The 15,900-nt window shown below is 66.3% G+C and carries 13 protein-coding genes; 7 read left to right on the top strand and 6 right to left on the bottom strand.

Annotation, left to right across the window (positions count from 1 at the left end):
* Window positions 1–209: 209 nt before the first annotated feature.
* The 3 genes from H5J26_RS00920 to H5J26_RS00910 all read right to left on the bottom strand — a co-directional run bounded on the left by H5J26_RS00920 (window position 210) and on the right by H5J26_RS00910 (window position 3,241).
* Window positions 210–1,133: a LysR family transcriptional regulator gene (locus H5J26_RS00920; RefSeq protein ID WP_210770863.1), complete on the bottom strand. Its 924-nt coding sequence runs from the start codon at window positions 1,131–1,133 to the stop codon at window positions 210–212.
* Between the two features lie 68 nt (window positions 1,134–1,201).
* The gene (locus H5J26_RS00915; RefSeq protein ID WP_181763681.1) at window positions 1,202–2,545 is read right to left on the bottom strand and encodes an MFS transporter; all 1,344 of its coding nucleotides are present in this window, start codon (window positions 2,543–2,545) and stop codon (window positions 1,202–1,204) included.
* Between the two features lie 312 nt (window positions 2,546–2,857).
* Window positions 2,858–3,241, bottom strand: a complete 384-nt coding sequence (locus H5J26_RS00910) for an AQJ64_40280 family protein (protein WP_181763680.1) — start codon at window positions 3,239–3,241, stop codon at window positions 2,858–2,860.
* 371 nt (window positions 3,242–3,612) lie between these two features.
* On the opposite strand from H5J26_RS00910, the gene H5J26_RS00905 reads away from it, so the two are divergent.
* The 3 genes from H5J26_RS00905 to H5J26_RS00895 all read left to right on the top strand — a co-directional run bounded on the left by H5J26_RS00905 (window position 3,613) and on the right by H5J26_RS00895 (window position 7,403).
* A complete protein-coding gene (locus H5J26_RS00905) occupies window positions 3,613–4,389 on the top strand; it encodes an SDR family NAD(P)-dependent oxidoreductase (protein WP_181763679.1) in 777 nt (258 codons plus the stop codon).
* Window positions 4,390–4,971: 582 nt separating this feature from the next.
* Window positions 4,972–6,285 carry an MFS transporter gene (locus H5J26_RS00900; RefSeq protein ID WP_181763678.1) on the top strand — a complete coding sequence of 438 codons (1,314 nt, stop codon included), beginning with the start codon at window positions 4,972–4,974 and terminating at the stop codon, window positions 6,283–6,285.
* Window positions 6,282–7,403, top strand: coding sequence for a M20 family metallopeptidase (locus H5J26_RS00895; protein ID WP_181763677.1), 1,122 nt, complete (start codon window positions 6,282–6,284; stop codon window positions 7,401–7,403). Before H5J26_RS00900 ends, H5J26_RS00895 begins: the two co-directional genes overlap by 4 nt.
* Window positions 7,404–7,762: 359 nt before the next feature.
* On the opposite strand, the gene H5J26_RS00890 is transcribed toward H5J26_RS00895, so the two are convergent.
* The 3 genes from H5J26_RS00890 to H5J26_RS00880 all read right to left on the bottom strand — a co-directional run bounded on the left by H5J26_RS00890 (window position 7,763) and on the right by H5J26_RS00880 (window position 10,730).
* On the bottom strand, window positions 7,763–8,770 hold the full coding sequence (locus H5J26_RS00890) for a CU044_5270 family protein (RefSeq protein WP_235980160.1): 1,008 nt from the start codon (window positions 8,768–8,770) through the stop codon (window positions 7,763–7,765).
* Window position 8,771: 1 nt separating this feature from the next.
* Complete coding sequence (locus H5J26_RS00885) at window positions 8,772–9,383, bottom strand: RNA polymerase sigma factor (protein WP_181763675.1); 612 nt, start codon at window positions 9,381–9,383, stop codon at window positions 8,772–8,774.
* A 435-nt stretch (window positions 9,384–9,818) separates the two neighbouring features.
* Entirely contained in the window at window positions 9,819–10,730 is a 912-nt protein-coding gene (locus tag H5J26_RS00880; protein ID WP_181763674.1) for an AraC family transcriptional regulator, read from the bottom strand.
* Window positions 10,731–10,773: 43 nt separating this feature from the next.
* Between H5J26_RS00880 and H5J26_RS00875 the strand changes: the two genes are divergently transcribed.
* The 4 genes from H5J26_RS00875 to H5J26_RS00860 all read left to right on the top strand — a co-directional run bounded on the left by H5J26_RS00875 (window position 10,774) and on the right by H5J26_RS00860 (window position 15,646).
* Window positions 10,774–12,405, top strand: coding sequence for an FAD-dependent oxidoreductase (locus H5J26_RS00875; RefSeq protein WP_181763673.1), 1,632 nt, complete (start codon window positions 10,774–10,776; stop codon window positions 12,403–12,405).
* Window positions 12,406–12,511: 106 nt separating this feature from the next.
* The gene (locus H5J26_RS00870) at window positions 12,512–13,840 is read left to right on the top strand and encodes an ABC transporter substrate-binding protein (protein ID WP_181763672.1); all 1,329 of its coding nucleotides are present in this window, start codon (window positions 12,512–12,514) and stop codon (window positions 13,838–13,840) included.
* A 4-nt stretch (window positions 13,841–13,844) separates the two neighbouring features.
* Window positions 13,845–14,762, top strand: coding sequence for a carbohydrate ABC transporter permease (locus tag H5J26_RS31160; RefSeq protein ID WP_181763671.1), 918 nt, complete (start codon window positions 13,845–13,847; stop codon window positions 14,760–14,762).
* Complete coding sequence (locus H5J26_RS00860) at window positions 14,759–15,646, top strand: carbohydrate ABC transporter permease (protein ID WP_181763670.1); 888 nt, start codon at window positions 14,759–14,761, stop codon at window positions 15,644–15,646. Before H5J26_RS31160 ends, H5J26_RS00860 begins: the two co-directional genes overlap by 4 nt.
* Window positions 15,647–15,900: the final 254 nt, after the last annotated feature.

The raw sequence follows: 15,900 nt of genomic DNA, 5'->3' as shown, positions 1-15,900 counted from the left end.
CACCGGTGAGGTGGAGTGAGGAGTGTCTGGCGTCCTGGCCTGGCGGCGATACTGGCGTCGGGACACGCAGGAACTCGACGAGTTCTGCTTCAATGCGCAGCACTTACCTGGCTCCCTTTGTCTCCACGGCCATTGCCCCGGTCGGATGTTCACCACCGTACGGAGAAGCGGTCTCGTCATCCAGAATGGATTTCCGTAGGTCCCTTCGGTTATCTCAATACCTCGGGCCTGAGGAGATGCACGGCCATCTCGATGAATGTCGCGACCCGTTTGCTGGGCACTCGGTCGCCCGGCGTGACCGCGACGACATCCAATCCCTCGTGTCTGACTGTGAGTTCCTTGGCCACGTACGGCAGGCCCTCGTAACTGACCGTCGTCTTCGGCCGTTGACTCAGCAGCGAATACCCCGCACCCCTGGCGACCAGGCAGCGCACGAGCTCGGAATTGGGCGTGCGGAAGCGGATGTCGGGGGTCACACCCTCCGCCTCGAAGACGGACAGGAAGTACTGCCCACCCGGCTCGAGGTCGAAGAGGATATAGGGCTCCCCCGCCAGATCACGCAATGCCACGGAGTCCGCCTGGGCAAGGCCGTGCTCAGGATGCAGCAGGACGTAAGGCGGCACGGACGTCAGCTTGGTGGCGGTATGGCCGAGGTCCGTCAAATGATTCCGGAACCGGTACGCGTACATGACGGCCACGTCGCTCTTGCCCTGTTCCATCTGTTCCAGGAGCGCGTGCTGCGACCCTTCCGAGAAGTTCACGTCCACGGCCGGGTAATGGAGCATGAACTCGGTGACGACGGCGGGAAGAAGGAGGGGCGCAATCGTCGAATAGCAACCGATGTGAAGTTCCCCTGCCAGCTCCCCACTCAGGCCTGCCACACGGCGCTCCAGGCTCGAGACCTCCCGCAGCAGGCGCCTGGCCTCGGCGAGGACCATCTGGCCGTCACGGGTGAGCGACAGCCCCCGGGCATGCCGCACGAAGAGGTTGATCTTGAGGACGCGCTCGAGGTCGGCAATCGCGGAGGAGACCGTCGACTGCGAGAGATGGAGAGCCTGCGCCGCGGCAGTCACCGTCCCATGCTCGGCGACCGCGACCAGGTAGTCGAGCTGCCGCAGGGTCACGTTGATCATGAGCACTCCCGTCCGCCACGGTGCACCGACAGCGGGGCCGGCCTGGCGGCCGCCGTCATCGCTGCTGCTCAGCGTACGGGTGCAGAGACTCGGCTTCCCGCGGAGACGTCCGACTCGTGGAGGAGGTCGGTGCCCTTGGTCTCCGGGATCGTCAGGACCGTCAGCAGGCCCACGATGCCGACGACGATGAGCGTGTAGGCCGGGATCATCGGGTCATCCGTTGCCGAGATGAGCCACGTGTTGATGTACGGCAGGGTGCCGGCGAAGGCGGCACCGGCAATCGCGTAGGCCATGGACAGGCCGCTCTGCCGGGTGCGGGTGGGGAAGAGCTCGGCGACGGTCGCGGAGTGCGTGCCCAGGATGATCGCCAGAATGGCGGCCAGGCCGGCGGTCGCCGCGAAGGCAGCGGACTCGGAGCCTTGGCGCATGAGGAGGAACAGGGGCACGGCACCCACGATGAGCATCCCGGCAGCGCTCAGCAGGACCGGCCTGCGCCCCACACGGTCGGAGGCGATCCCGGAAAGCGGGATGAGGGCGATGGCGACCAGTGACGCGGCCGTCGAGAGCAGAGCGGCCTGATCGGGGTGCAGCCCCACAACCTCCTCCTGGTAGGTGAGGAGGTAGACCAGCACCACGTAGAACGTGCAGTTCATGAAGGTCTCGACACCGATGGTCTGGAAGAACTGCTTGCGGTTGCTCTTGAAGACCTCGGTGACGGGCGACGCGGGAATGGTGTCGAGCTCCTCAAGCGCGCGGTACTCCGGGGTGTCCTCGACCTTCAGTCGGATGTACAAGCCGACGAGGGCCAGAGGAACCGTCAGGAGGAAGGGAATACGCCAGCCGCCGGCGATGATCGCCTCTTCGCTCAACGTCGCGTGGAGCGCCCACACGACGAAGGACGCGAGCAGGAAGCCGAGTACGGAGCCGACCTCGATGGCTGAGGTCCCCAGCCCACGACGCTTCGCCGGGGAGTACTCCGCGAGGAAGGCAGCAGCTGAACCGAACTCACCACCGGCCGCGAGACCCTGAATGATCCGGGCGACGACGAGGAGTATCGGCGCCATCACACCGATCGTGTCGTAGCCGGGAATCAGACCGAGCAGCAGAGTTCCGGCGGCCATGGAAATGATGACCAGGGAGAGGGTCTTCTTGCGGCCGAAGCGATCACCCAGGTGGCCGAAGATGACCGATCCGAGAGGCCGGACAAAGAACGCGATGGCGAAAACGGCGAAAACGGAGAGGAGGCTGGCGGTACCGTCCTGGTTGGGGAAGAAGATGTCCGCCACCGTCGTGGCCATATAGGCGTAGACCGCCCAGTCGAACCAGTGGACGAGAACGCCGATGGACCCAGCGATGACACTGCGTCGTAGACCCTTTTGCGTTGTCCGGTCATCCGCAAGCGTGGTTGCCATCGATGCTCCTACATCAGCGGGGATCTCCCGATAACCGGGGTGCGCAGCAGCGTAGATGGCCATCCCGGTCCCAACCAGAGGAAAAAATCGATGGTGCCCCCGGTCTGATCGATGCCTCTTGCCACTGAGACTGCAAGACGTTCGGCATGTGCAGCTAATGGGATCCTGCGGACGATGGGCTTTACTGCGGAAGGCGTTCGTAAAGAGTCTGGCCCTTGATTGCGCCGCGGCGGCTGTCCCGGTTCCACGCCTGCGATTTGGAGCGGCGGGCAAGTCGTCGAGTGTCCGGGTCGCCACATGGCAGGCCGTGGGTCAGGTGCTGGGACGAAGGTCCCACGCGTTCTGGAGAGCTGACTGCGCATCTTCCCCAAGAAGGCCGTGCGTCATCTCGCCTGGCAGGGTGGGAAGCTCAGCCCAGTGAGTCACGTTCTCCTCACTGGCAAGGCCGTAGGGCAAACGGACAATCCCGTCGGAGTCGACGAAGCAGTCTCTGTGCTCTGCCCCGTCCTCACTCCAGTGCAGAGTCATGAAGACCATTGGCCTCACCAGCCAAAATTCTTCACCCAGCCCCGTATCGGACTCAGCGGCGCTGTCAACTGGATACCGGCCCGTGATCGCTGCTGCCACCGGTGCACCACTCCAAGGCAGCCTCTCGCGTGCGTCCACCCACGTCACCACGACGTTCAGATTCGTCATCTTCCCTCTCGCTCAGGCACCCGACACTCAGTGGTTCGAGCCATACCGCCGGTCAAGGCAGCGCGGCGTCGCCAGCACGTATGTGGTTCTCGATGCGCCGGTCTTGAAGAGTTCGTGCCTGACAACCGCCCGCCACAACGTCCACCTCCATGCCTGGGCAATACCCATCTGTCGAAACTCATGTCTGCGCCTGACAGCATCTCAATTCGCCTAACTCATACAGCCCTTGACGTGCTGAAGGTGTTGCTCACTTCGAGCGCAACGACCCAGCATGGGTGTTGAAGCGCCGCTGCTGTCACGACCAGCGGGCAGCCACCAACTCCGCCCGTACCTGCTGCGGCGCGGCCGATACACACACCCCTCGGGAACCCATGACCACGGTATTGATCACCGGAGCCAGTTCCGGCCTCGGAGCCTGCTTCGCCCGCCAACTCGCCGCCCGCGGAGCGGATCTCGTCCTCGTCGCCCGCGACGAGGCCCGCCTCACGGCAGCCGCCGACGAGCTGCACTCCCGATACGGCGTCGGAGGCGAGGTGCTCGTAGCCGATCTTCTCGAGCGGGACGGTTGCGCACGGGTCGAGGCCCGCCTCGCCGCCACCGCCGGCGATTCCGTCTCCCCCGTCGACGTCCTGGTCAACAACGCCGGCTTCGGCCTGCCCGCGCCCTTCCCCCACAGCGCGATCGAGGACGAGGAGCGGATGCTCGACCTGCTCACCCGGGTGCCGATGCGCCTCACCCACGCCGCCACCCCAGGCATGACCGCGCGCGGGCGCGGCGCCATCATCAACGTCTCCTCCGTCGCCGCGCTCCTGCCCACCGGTACATACGGCGCCGCCAAGGCATGGCTCACCGCGTTCAGCGAATCGCTGCGCGTGGACCTCGCCCCGCACAACGTCAAAGTCCTCGCCATGTGCCCCGGGTTCACCCGCACCGAGTTCCAGGAGCGTGCCGGGATGGACCTCAGCAGCCTGCCCGACTGGGCCTGGCTCGACGTCGATGCCGTCGTACGTCAAGCACTGCACGACCTCCACCGAGGCAAGCCGGTCAGTGTCACCGGCTGGCAGTACAAGGCGTACGCCTTCGCGGCGCGCCACCTCCCCCGCGCCGTCGCGGCCAAGATGGCGCGCTCCCGCACACCCAAGAACTGACACACCACGTTCGCGTCACGCACTGATTCGAGCCAGGGACGACCCATCCCTCAAAGACTTGGGTGGGGCCTGACAGCCTGCCAATTGTGCTGATCCGTAAGGCACTTGGCGTCTTGGGCGTGTGCTGCTCGCTTCCAGACCCAGCGTGCACGGACCCCTCGAGCCTTGCTGACACCTGGCGCGAAAACGCGAACGCCACGACAGCCACCACACACCCGCGTCGACGAATCAGACAGCACTCCGCGCAGTCCACGAGCAAACGGAGATCGTGCCAGGGGATACCGACGGGCCGGAGACGTAGTGGCTGAGTCCCTCGGCTCATTGTCGGCCACCACTTGTTGGCCTCTTGCTCGTTCGTTCTCCGCTTCGCTGGCCCCTCGGGGGTTCCGGGTGCTCTAGCTGTCCCGGCTCCCTGCCAAGTATTCGCAGTGGGGCTGCGTGTACCCCTTGGGGCGCTCTCTTTACGGATGTGGTGGTGGAGAAGAACCCGTGGATTCGACTCTGGCCGGGAAGTGTCGACGCTGCTACTTTGGCTCAGCCATTCGTCCAATTATCGGGGGCTCTCACACTCACGGAGCGCCAATGAGCGACAACACGCAGGACGCGGCGGAGACCACCGTCGACGCGGGCCCTCACAAGTTGCCGGTCAGGACCCTCGTCGCAGCCAGCATCGGCAACGCCATCGAGTGGTACGACTGGACCATTTATGCGACATTCCTGATCTACTTCGCGACGCAGTTCTTTCCCGGCGACAACCCCGAGCTCGCTCTGGTGAACACGACGGCGACGTACGCGGTCGCCTTCTTCTTCCGCCCGGTCGGCGGGTGGCTGCTGGGTCGCCTGGCCGACGTCCGCGGCCGCAGGACGGCCATGATCTTGACCATCCTGATGATGGCCGGCGGCTCGCTGGCAATCGGCCTGCTGCCCACCTACGAGCAGGTCGGCTGGCTGGCTCCGATCCTGCTCCTGCTGGCCCGCATCTCGCAGGGCATGTCGCTCGGCGGCGAAGTCTCCAACGCCTCGGCGTACCTGGCCGAGATCGCCCCCCGGGGACGCCGAGGGCAGTACTCGTCGTTCTTCTACATCTCGACCGGCTCGGCACTGCTGCTCGCCTCGCTGCTGGGGGCCTTCCTCTCGTCCGTGCTCACCGACGACCAGCTACGCGAGTACGGGTGGCGTATCCCGTTCATCGTGGGCGGACTCCTCGCGGTCGTGGGTGTGTACTTGCGGCGCACCATCTCTGAGACCGAGCGGTTCGAGCAGAACAAGAACAAGGCCGCGCGCACGAAGCGGCCCCTGCTGACGACGATCACGCAGCACCCCAAGGCGGTGGGGCAGCTGGTCGGCATCACGCTGCTGAACACGCTGAACTACTACACGTTCTTCAGCGCGCTCACGCCGTACGCCGTGAATTCCCAAAAAGCCGACGACAACGACGTGTTCATCGCGCTCTCTGTCGGAACGGCGCTCTTCATCGTGCTGCAGTATCCGTTCGGCAAGCTGTCGGACCGGTTCGGACGCAAGCCGCAGCTGCTTTTCTGGTCCGCGGCCCTCGCCTGCCTGATCATCCCGCTGTCCAAGCTCATCACCCCCGGGGCCGGGCTGCCGCAACTGCTGGTCGTCTTCTGCACGGGTCTTGGCCTGTACGCCCTGATGTCATCCATCGCACCGGCCATCATGAGCGAGCTGTTCCCGACCGAGCTGCGCGGCGTGGGCATCGGCGCCTGGTACAACATCACGGTCGCGATATTCGGCGGGACGGCGCCGCTGGTGATCACCTCCCTGTCCAACGCAGGCCACCCCGACCTGTTCTTCGTCTACGTCACCGTCGGCTCGGTCATCGCGTTCCTGACGATCTTCACGCTACGCGAGACCGCCCACGAGGAGCTCCGGTGACCGCCGTCCTCGACCTCCTGACCGAGCTGGTGCGGGCGCGGACGGTGGCGTCCGGCGAGGGCGAACTGGCAGCGCTGTGCGCCGCCCGGCTGCGCGACAACGGCTTCGATGTGTCCACGCCCGGCTGGGAGGAGGGACGCGACCAACTCGTGGCCCGCACCGGCTCGGGCTCCTCGCCGCTCACAGTGACGGGACACCTCGACACGGTGCCGGCCGACCCCGATCAGTGGACGGTCGACCCGTGGGCCGCACAACGGGACGGCGACCGCATGATCGGGCGCGGTACCAGCGACATGAAATCGGGGGTGGCCGCCGCCGTTGTCGCAGCCGTCGACCACACCGCGCGTCCGCACCACTGCCACGGCCTGCAGCTGGTCCTGACCGCAGGGGAAGAGACCGGTTGCACCGGAGCCTTCCGCCTCCCGCAGTCGTCGCTCGCGACTGGGGGTCCGCTGCTCGTGGCCGAGCCGACGGCCAACCGGCTCGTCCTCGGTCACAAGGGCGCGCACTGGATGCGCCTGACCGCCAGGGGCCGCGCCGCGCACGGGTCGGCGCCCCAGCTCGGCGACAACGCGGTCGTGCGGCTGGCCCGTGCCGCCACCGCGCTGCATGACCACGACGTCTGGCCGTCCCACGCGGCGTTCGGCCCAGTGACTGCGAACGTGGGTCTGCTGCGCGGCGGCGTCCAGCCCAACGTCGTACCCGACTCCGCGGAGATGCTCCTCGACGTCCGCACTGTCCCGGGTGTGGCCGGAGACGACGTGCGCTCTGTCGTCGCCGAGTTGAGTGGTGACGGCGTCCGGGTCGACGACCACGTGGTCCTGCCCGTCGTCGATACGGACGAGCGCGACCCGTTCGTCGGGCTCGTGCGCGAGGCTCTGATCGCCGCCGGCAAGGACGATGAACCTCACTCCCCCGCCCGGTACTTCACGGACGCTTCGGTGCTGGCACGACTGCTGTCGCCGTCCGGGGAGGGTGGCCCGGCACCTACCGTCGTGCTCGGCCCGGGTGAGCCCGACCAGTGCCACGTCGTCGACGAGTGGTGCTCGGCGTCGAAGGTCGAGGCCGCGGTGGAGATCTACCGCCAGCTGTTCGACCGATGGTGCCACGGCCGGTGACCTCGCAAGAAGGGAGCCGGATGACGTCCGCCGATGCCTCGCAAGTTCCGACTTAAGCGATCTTCTGGGGGCAAGGGTCGTGGGTTCAAATCCCGCCGTCCCGACAGTAACGAGAAGCCCGCTGACGGAGAGCGAATCTCCAGGTCAGCGGGCTTCTATGAGTTCGTAACCAAGTTGGAGCACGACCTCGACCCAGTAGGCGGCTTCGCGCAGCACGGACCGTACCCGCACCCAGCGCGAGGTCGCCGGTTCGATCCGCCGACAAGGAAGCGACGGTCACGGTCGGAGATGCTGCCCACAGCCGATGCGGTCGGTCCGGTGACGCCGCCTCCCGCATCGGTGCCGGGCAGCCGTCGACGTCACGGCCGTTGCTTGAGCTTGTCGACGATCGCGTAGTCCTCCAGATGCGAGAACTGGTCGTACGTCTTGTCGCCCGGAGTGCGGATGCTCGTGGACCCGAGGACTTTGTGAGTGTCTTCATCGAGGACGAGCAGGCTCTCTTCGAACAGGGCGTTCTTGGACCAGATCCCGATCGCGGGGCGTCCCTCGCCATCCTTCACCGGCTTGGCCTTGATCCCGGGGACCATGGCGAGCGCTTCGAAGGCGGTGGCCCGCAGCTCGTTGGGCATCACCGGCGCCCGCGCCACCATTCCCTTCAGCTGGTAGTGAAGGTCCCTCCACTCCTCCTTGCTCACTCCCTTCAACGACTTCGGCTTCAGCGGCGGATCGACCGGGCTGCACAGTCTGAGAATGAGTTTGACCGGGTCCGTCGGGAGTTTCTTCAGCTCGCTCCAGTCGTACTGCGGCGGCTGGGTCCGGTTCTCCCCCGGGTTGGTCCAATTGCCCTTGCCGAGAAACACGATCCACGAGTGCTTCGAGCCGTCGACGGACGTCCAGCTCTCGTCCGTGTAGGTCTTGCCCTTGCCGGTCTTGCGTTCGGTCTCCTCGGTGACGCTCTTGGTGTAGATGAACTGGTCGTCCCGCGGGATGTCGGGCTCCGAGCCCTTCCGTGCCTCGTCCGCGGCACTACGGAGCACCTTCTCCGCGTACGAAGGCTTCGGACGCGCAACGTCCGCCGAACTGTCCTGCCTGTCACCGATGTTGTCGGCGACCACTGCCGTGGCGATGACCGCGACGGCCGCCGCGGAGGCCACAGCGACGCTCAGCAGTGGGCGTCTGCGTACGGGATTGCGAGAGCTGTCCTTCGTGTCGGTCATGAATCCCCCTGTGATGATCGGTCGTCGCAGCTCCGTATCGGCTGCGGTCGCTTCCTCGTCGATCGCGGCCTGGAGCCGCTCCCGGCCGGTGGTCAGCCGGTCCGGGCCGGGGCGAGAGATCTCCGCCCGCATGTGCCGAAGCGTTGTCATCTCATCCACGGTTGAACTCCTCGCGTGCCGCGGTGGGGTCGACCCCACCGAGCGCTTTCCGGACCTTCTTGCGAGCCCGGTTCAGTCGGGAGCGCACCGTCCCGACGGGAATCTCCAGCGCCTGTGCCACCTCGTCGTAGGTCAGCGACTCCCACGCGATCAGCAGGAGCACGTCCCGGTCGCCCTTGGAGAGTCGTGCCAGAGCCGCACCGAGCTGCCGGGTCACCGCGGCTGCCGCCACCCGGCTGTCCGAGCGCTCGTGGTGTCCTTCGACCACGGGGTCGACCGCGGTCTTCGCCAGCACGCGGTACTGCATGACCTCCGAACGACGGTGTCCGGCGATCAAGTTGCTGGCTATCCCGTAGAGCCACGGGCGTGCGGCACCCCGCGACGGGTCGAAGCGGTCCCGGCGGCGGAACGCGACCAGAAAGGTCTCCGCCACGACGTCGTCCGCGGTTGTCTCTCCGAGGCGACGCGCGGCATATCTGTGAATGTCCGGCGCATGCCGGTCGTACAGCTCGGCGAACCGCTGCGGATCGGTCTGTGACGCCTGCACCAGGACCGAGTCCTCCAAGGGGTCCGGCCGGCGCTCCACATGGGAGGGCGCTGTCACATCGGGCTCCGTTCGTCTCGCCTCGCCGGGCGAAACAGAGCCCGGTCACTCCCTACTCCGCACGAGCCCGCAATCGAGTTCACGCTCTCGCCCGATCACTTCCGTCGAGGAGCCTTCTCAACGCCCGGAGAACTGCCCCTTGTTGTCGTCTGGAGCGTGAGCCGGGGAGTCATACGCATCGCTGGAGGGCGTCAGTCGGGTCGGCCCGAAGCGGTCCTTTGCCGTGGCAAGTACGCACGGCGAAGCCGGCGAGAAGCCGGGTGCCTGCGTCGCCGTCACCGTCTCGGGCGCTCCGGAGATGCCTTGTTTGATCGGCCGAGGGCTTGTCTCTGCCTGAGCTCTACATCCCGGCCGGCTCTGAACCGATCGGCCTGCGGGCGGCAAGGTCGCTGCGCGGGCCCGCTGATCTTGTCTCCGGATGGCTGGAGGCGTCGGTCACCCTTCGTCCTTGCGGGGAGGATTCTGCTCTTCGCGCGCCTTGGTTCGAGCAGTGGCCTGGGAGGGTCGCTGGTCGTCGTTGGCTTCTGTCGAGTGCTGGGACCAGTTGCGCGCGCGCAGCGCCGTCGGTGACAGGCCGGTGGCCTCCTTGACCTTGCGCGCGAAATGGAAGCTCGTCTTGAACCCCGAGCACGCCGCGATCGATCCGACAGGCAGCCCCGAGCTGGTCAACAGCTCGATGCCGTGAGTGACGCGTCGGTCCCACAGGTAGCGCATGGGTGTGGTGTTCATGTGCTCACGGAACAAGCGCACCAGGTGCTCAGGGCTCACCCTCGCGACTGTGGAAAGTGCCGTCAGGTCGATGTCGTTCTGGACGTTGCGGTGGATGAACAGCCGGGCGTCCTCGATGGGCGCCGGCAGCGCAGCGGGCAGATTCTCGAACTCGGCGATGAAGCGCCACAGCAGTGCCGTAGCCAGCGCGTCGACCAGTGCGCCTTGGGCGGTGAGGCGGGTCTGTTCGGTGATCAAGGCCTCGCGCGCCATGTACGTCAGGGCGGAGGACAACGGTCGGGTCGGGCGCAATGCCTCCAGCCACCGGTTCATTTGTGGGGTGAGCTCGTCGAGCTCACCGCGGACGAGCGTCTGGCGAGTCTCGGCGCCCTCGGCGAAGCCGATCACCTCGGTGTGCCCGGGCAGCAGGATGCACATCTGCCCCGCGGGGACGGTGTACGGGTCGCGGTCGTCCACGTTCACGACCATCGTTCCGGCATGGATCAGCATCAGCTGAACATTGCTCTGCACGCGAGGCCCGATTCGGGAGCCGGGAGGGTGGACAACGCCGCGGACCACAGAATTGACGATTCTCAGGCGCCGAGAGACGGCATCAATTCCAGACACAGGCTTGCTCACCCTGGCCATGTTACCGGCGCTTTTCCGGTGGTGAGATCTCGGCATGAACGAGATTGAGACACAACTTCTCGTGGTCGGCGGTGGTCTGGGCGGCGTCTCGGCCGCTCTGGCCGCGGCGCGACGTGGCGTGAGCGTTGTACTGACCGAGCCGACCGACTGGCTCGGCGGCGTCCTGACGAGCCAGGGGGTCCCCCCGGACGAGCACGTGTGGATTGAGCAGTTCGGCTGCACAGCCACCTACCGAGAATTCCGTGAGGCGATTCGCTCCTACTACCGCCGCCACTACCCCTTGACCGAGGCGGCCCGCCGCACGGTGGCCCTCAATCCCGGCTCCGCCAAGGTCTCCGACCTCTGCCACGAGCCGCGCGTGTCCCTGGCCGTACTCGAGGCTCTCCTCGCGCCGCACCGGGCCTCCGGGCGCATCCGGGTGCTGATGGAGCACGAGCCGCTGTCCGTGACGAACACGAACGACCCCGACACCCTGGAGTCGATCACTCTGCGTGATCGTCGTACTGGTGATCTTACGACGGTGAGCGCTACCTGGTTCGTCGATGCAACGGAGACTGGCGATCTGCTTCCGCTGGCCGGCGTCGAGTACGTCACCGGCGCCGAGTCCCGGGATGTCACCGGTGAACCGCACGCTCCGGAACTCCCGGCCCCGCTCAACATGCAGCCGATCTCGGTGTGCCTCGCCCTCGACCACGTCGAGGGCGAGGACTTCACGATCGCGCGCCCCGACAACTACGAACACTTCCTGACCTCATCGGCGATGCACTGGCCGGACGGCCGGCTGTCGCTGACCGCGCCCCATCCCAAGACGCTCGCGCCCTCGCACCACACGTTCTTCCCGAACCCCGTCGAGGACCACACGCTCATCCGTCCGGACTACGCGGACCAGCGGGTGGGGCGTATGGACCGCAACCTGTGGACCTTCCGCCGCATCGCGGCAGCCCAGAACTTTCTGCCCGGTGCCTACGAGTCCGACGTCACGCTGGTGAACTGGCCTCAGGTGGACTACTGGGACGGTCCCGTCTTCGATGTTCCCGCGGAGCAGGTGGAGTTCCACCTGCAGCGGGCCCGTGAGCTGTCGCTGAGCCTGCTGTACTGGCTGCAGACCGCCGCTCCGCGTCCCGACGGCGGCATCGGATGGCCGGGGCTGCGTCTGCGTGGCGATGTGCTGGGCGACAGCCCCGATGGGCTGGCCAAGGCGCCTTACGTCCGAGAGTCGCGTCGCATCGTGGCCGAGCACACGGTCGTCGAGCAGGAGATCTCCCTGGAGATTCGCGGGAACCGCGGCGCCGTGCAGCACCGCGACAGCGTCGGCGTCGGCATGTACCGCATCGACCTGCATCCCTCCACAGGCGGCGACTCCTACATCGACATCGGCTGCTGCCCGTTCGAGCTGCCCCTGGGCGCGCTCATTCCCGTGCGGGTCACCAACCTGCTCGCCGGCGCGAAGAACATCGGCACCACCCACATCACCAACGGCGCCTACCGGATGCCCCTGGTGGAGTGGAACATCGGCGAGGTCGACGGCCACCTCATCGGCTTCTGCGCGGCCCGAGACGTCGCCCCCTCCCAGGTCCGCGCCGACGACAAGCTGCTCGACGAGTTCCAGGCCGAGCTGGACGCCGCCGGCGTTGAGCGGCACTGGCCGAAGATCGTCGGCTACTGACGATCACCACTGAAGCGCCTCGGCGCTCGGCCTGCATTCCAACCTGCCGGCCGGCAACGGACCTCTCAACACCCCGACCACGCCGTACGAAGAAGTGAGGCGGACCATGCGTAGCACCAAGACCGTCGCCGCCGCGACTACCGCCGTCCTCATGGCGGGAGCTCTCGGCGCCTGCTCAACCTCGAAAGGCGGGTCCACCAACGCCGCCGGAGAGATCGAGATCACCTGTGCGACCTGCCAAAAGTCCACCACCGACCCGTTCCTGCAGTTCAACTTCGAGGCAGCACAGCGCTTCAACAAGGCCAACAAAGGCAAGTACCACGTCAAGACACTGCAGAACGCGAACGCCGGCTCAGCGGACGCCAGGCTGCAGTACTACCAGCGCCTCGCGCTGGCCGACGACCTGCCCGACGTCTTCCAGCTGAACAACGCAGAGATCAAGTCGTTGTCGAGCACGGGCAAGCTGCACGACTTCGCGCCCGACCTCAAGTCCGACGCGAAGTGGGCCGCCTCGTTCCAGCCCCGCGCCTTCGAAGCGTTGTCAGGCAAGGAGGGACAACGGTGGGCCATTCCGCAGCAGCAGGATCCCATCGGGATCTTCTACAACAAGAAGCTCCTGGCAAAGGTGGGCTACGAATCGTTCCCCACCACCTGGGACGACTTCGAGGCCATGGCCGCCAAGCTCAAGAACGCAGGCGCGACCCCGATCGCCCTCGACGGGGACTGGGCGACCCTCTTGATGTGGTCCAACCTCATAGGCACGCAACCAGCAGGCCGTGACTTCCTTACCTCCGAGATCGCCACCAGCAAGGACTGGTCGACCAACAAGGCCGCCGTCAAGGCCACCGAGCGCCTCCGCGACTGGCAGGCCAAGGGCTATGTGAACGCCGACTCCCTCTCCGGCGACTTCCAGAACGCCGCCTCGAAGTACCTGGCCGGCAAGGCCGCGACCGTCCCCAACGGGCCATGGTTCGTCAAGACCAACCTGAAGTCGGCAAACGCCGCACCAGGGCTGTACGACAACACCGAGTACGCCCCGTCCCCCGGATGGGACGCGGGACGAGGGCTGATCGTCGTCTCGGGCGCCGGCTGGGTGTCGGGTACGAGCGACCAGACCGAACTCGAAGCGGTGGGCGCGTTCGTGAGGTTCATGTCATCCACAGACGAGGTCGTCAAACAGGCCAAGGCGACGGGCTCCAACCCACCCGTCAAGGTGCCCGCCGCCACCGTCAAGGCGGCAGGGCTCGAGCCGCTCAGCTCGCGCCTGGTCTCCCGGATCCCCCGGGTTGCTCAGAGCTTCCCCCACGCACGGGTCCACGCCCCCGGGGGCATCGATGCGGCGTGGAAGAACCTGTGGCCCGCCTACGTCAAGGGCAAGATCGATACGAAGGCCTTCTTGTCGCGCCTGGCCACCGACTCCGCGGCGGGGAGCTAGAGCTGTGAGAACCACGCACCAGGTTCGGCCACCGGCGCCCAAGCCCACGGCCGGGCCGCGTATCCCCGCCGGCATGCACGGCCACGTCGCCCTCTCGATGCTGCCCGCCCTCGCCCTGTTCGCCGTGTTCTTCCTGGTGCCGCTCGTCGTGCTGGCCGTAACGGCGTTCTCCCGCTGGGGCGCCGGCGACTTCACGTTCACCGGACTGGACAACTACCGCCAACTGTTCTCCGACCCGGTGTTCTGGAAGGCCGCGGGCAACACGCTCTTCTACTGCGTCGCTTCCATGGTCATCCAGGTGCCACTCGGCGTGGCAGTCGGCATGACCCTTGCCATGAAAGTGCCGGGCTGGAAGCTCTTCCGCACGATCATCTTCATCCCGTTCGTCATCTCGGGGGCCGCGTACGCGTTGGTGTTCTCGATGTTCTACAACCCGTCCTACGGTCTGCTGAACAATCTGCTCGCCCCCGTTACGGGCGGCCAGCACGACTGGCTGTTCAACAGCGGTACCGCCCGGTGGGCTGTGGCCGGCACATTCGTGTTCATCATCGGGTTCGTGGTCGTGGTCGTCATGGCGGAGGTGGCCTCGATCCCCACCGAACTCCTCGAAGCCGCGGAAGCGGACGGTGCGAGCCTGATGCAGCGCCAGCTGTTCATCGTCCTGCCGCTGCTGCGCAACATCATCGGCACGGTCATCCTCGTGCGGCTCTTGGTCGACATCGGCATGTTCGACCTGGTCTACATCCTGACTTCCGGCGGCCCGAACGACGCCACCACCACTCTTGCCCTTTACGCCTACCGTGCCTACGTGCACGGGCAGTGGGGCTATGCCAACGCCGTCGGCTCCGTGATCTTGATCCTGGGCGCCACGCTCATCGTCACGGTGCGGCGAGTCTTCCGGATCGGAGAGCGAGCCCTGTGACCGCCATCCTGCCTGCCTCCACGTCGACCTCCGACGCCCGCCGACGTAGCGTGCGACGCACCCGTCCACGCTCGTGGGCCTTGGTGCTCGTTTACGGCTTCCTCACCGTGGTCACGCTGCTGTCGCTGCTGCCCGCCGCGTGGGTGATGCTGTCTTCCTTCAAAACGGGCCCGCAGGTCTACTCGGGCAAGGGGTTCTTCCCCTCTCCCCCGACCTTCCAGGGCTACATCGACGCGTTCACTGAGATCCATCTGCACACCTACGTGCTCAACACGCTGCTGTACGCCGGCGGTGGCACGATCGGCGCCGTCACCGTGGCGTTTCTGGCCGCGTATCCGCTCGCCCGCTACGCATTCCTCGGCAGGAACTTCCTCGTCGCCATGTTCGCCCTGGCCCTGGCCATCCCCTTGGTGGGGCTGGCGACGCCGGTGTTCTTCGTGGTGCGCGAGCTCGGCATGTTCGACTCCCGCATCGGATTGGTGATCTTCTATTCGGCGCTGGAGTTGCCGTTCTCCTTCATCGTGATGCGATCCTTCCTGCTCTCGTTGCCCCCAGAGGTCGAAGAAGCCGCCCTCATCGACGGTGCCGGGTACTTCACCACCCTGCGGCGGATCATCCTGCCCCTGTCGCGACCGGCCATCGCCACTGTGTGCGTCGTGGCGTTCGTGAAGATCTGGAACGAGTTCTTCTTCGCCAATCTGCTCACCGTCACTCAGTCCAACCACAACGTGCAGCTGGCCTTGTCCGGCTTCAAGTCGCAGTTCGGGTACAACGTCACCGGCGCCATGGCCGGGGCGACCGTCATCATGCTGGTCCCTATCGCACTGTTCCTCCTCCTGCAGCGCCAGGTGATCGCCGGCCTGACCGCAGGAGCCGTCAAATGAGCAGCACGCCGATCGTCCCGACCCTTGGCAGGATCCGAGACCGTCCTCATAGACCTCGACGGCGTCCTGACACCCACCCCGCGGTTCACCGACCCGCGTGGGCCGAGCTGTTCGGTCAAATTCTGCCGACCCGTCAGGACCGGGGCCTACCCGCCTGACGGCAACTACGCGCACGTCGACGACAAACCGCGTCCCGGCAGGGGTCGCGACCTGCTGGCTTCCCGGGGCATTCAGATCGTGTCGAAGGCTGTGCG

The sequence above is a fragment of the Streptomyces albidus (ex Kaewkla and Franco 2022) genome (genome assembly GCF_013870515.1).
GTDB lineage: Bacteria > Actinomycetota > Actinomycetes > Streptomycetales > Streptomycetaceae > Streptomyces > Streptomyces albidus.
The sequence above is the reverse complement of the archived record's forward strand: the minus strand, read 5'-3'. Positions and strand labels throughout refer to the sequence as shown.

Bases quoted from the DNA above. Each gene is read 5' to 3' on its own strand.
- H5J26_RS00875 (WP_181763673.1), top strand. From the start codon at position 10,774: ATGAACGAGATTGAGACACAACTTCTCGTGGTCGGCGGTGGTCTGGGC.
- H5J26_RS00900 (WP_181763678.1), top strand. From the start codon at position 4,972: ATGAGCGACAACACGCAGGACGCGGCGGAGACCACCGTCGACGCGGGC.
- H5J26_RS00910 (WP_181763680.1), bottom strand. From the start codon at position 3,241: ATGACGAATCTGAACGTCGTGGTGACGTGGGTGGACGCACGCGAGAGG.
- H5J26_RS00890 (WP_235980160.1), bottom strand. From the start codon at position 8,770: ATGACAACGCTTCGGCACATGCGGGCGGAGATCTCTCGCCCCGGCCCG.
- H5J26_RS00905 (WP_181763679.1), top strand. From the start codon at position 3,613: ATGACCACGGTATTGATCACCGGAGCCAGTTCCGGCCTCGGAGCCTGC.
- H5J26_RS00870 (WP_181763672.1), top strand. From the start codon at position 12,512: ATGCGTAGCACCAAGACCGTCGCCGCCGCGACTACCGCCGTCCTCATG.
- H5J26_RS00920 (WP_210770863.1), bottom strand. From the start codon at position 1,133: ATGATCAACGTGACCCTGCGGCAGCTCGACTACCTGGTCGCGGTCGCC.
- H5J26_RS00915 (WP_181763681.1), bottom strand. From the start codon at position 2,545: ATGGCAACCACGCTTGCGGATGACCGGACAACGCAAAAGGGTCTACGA.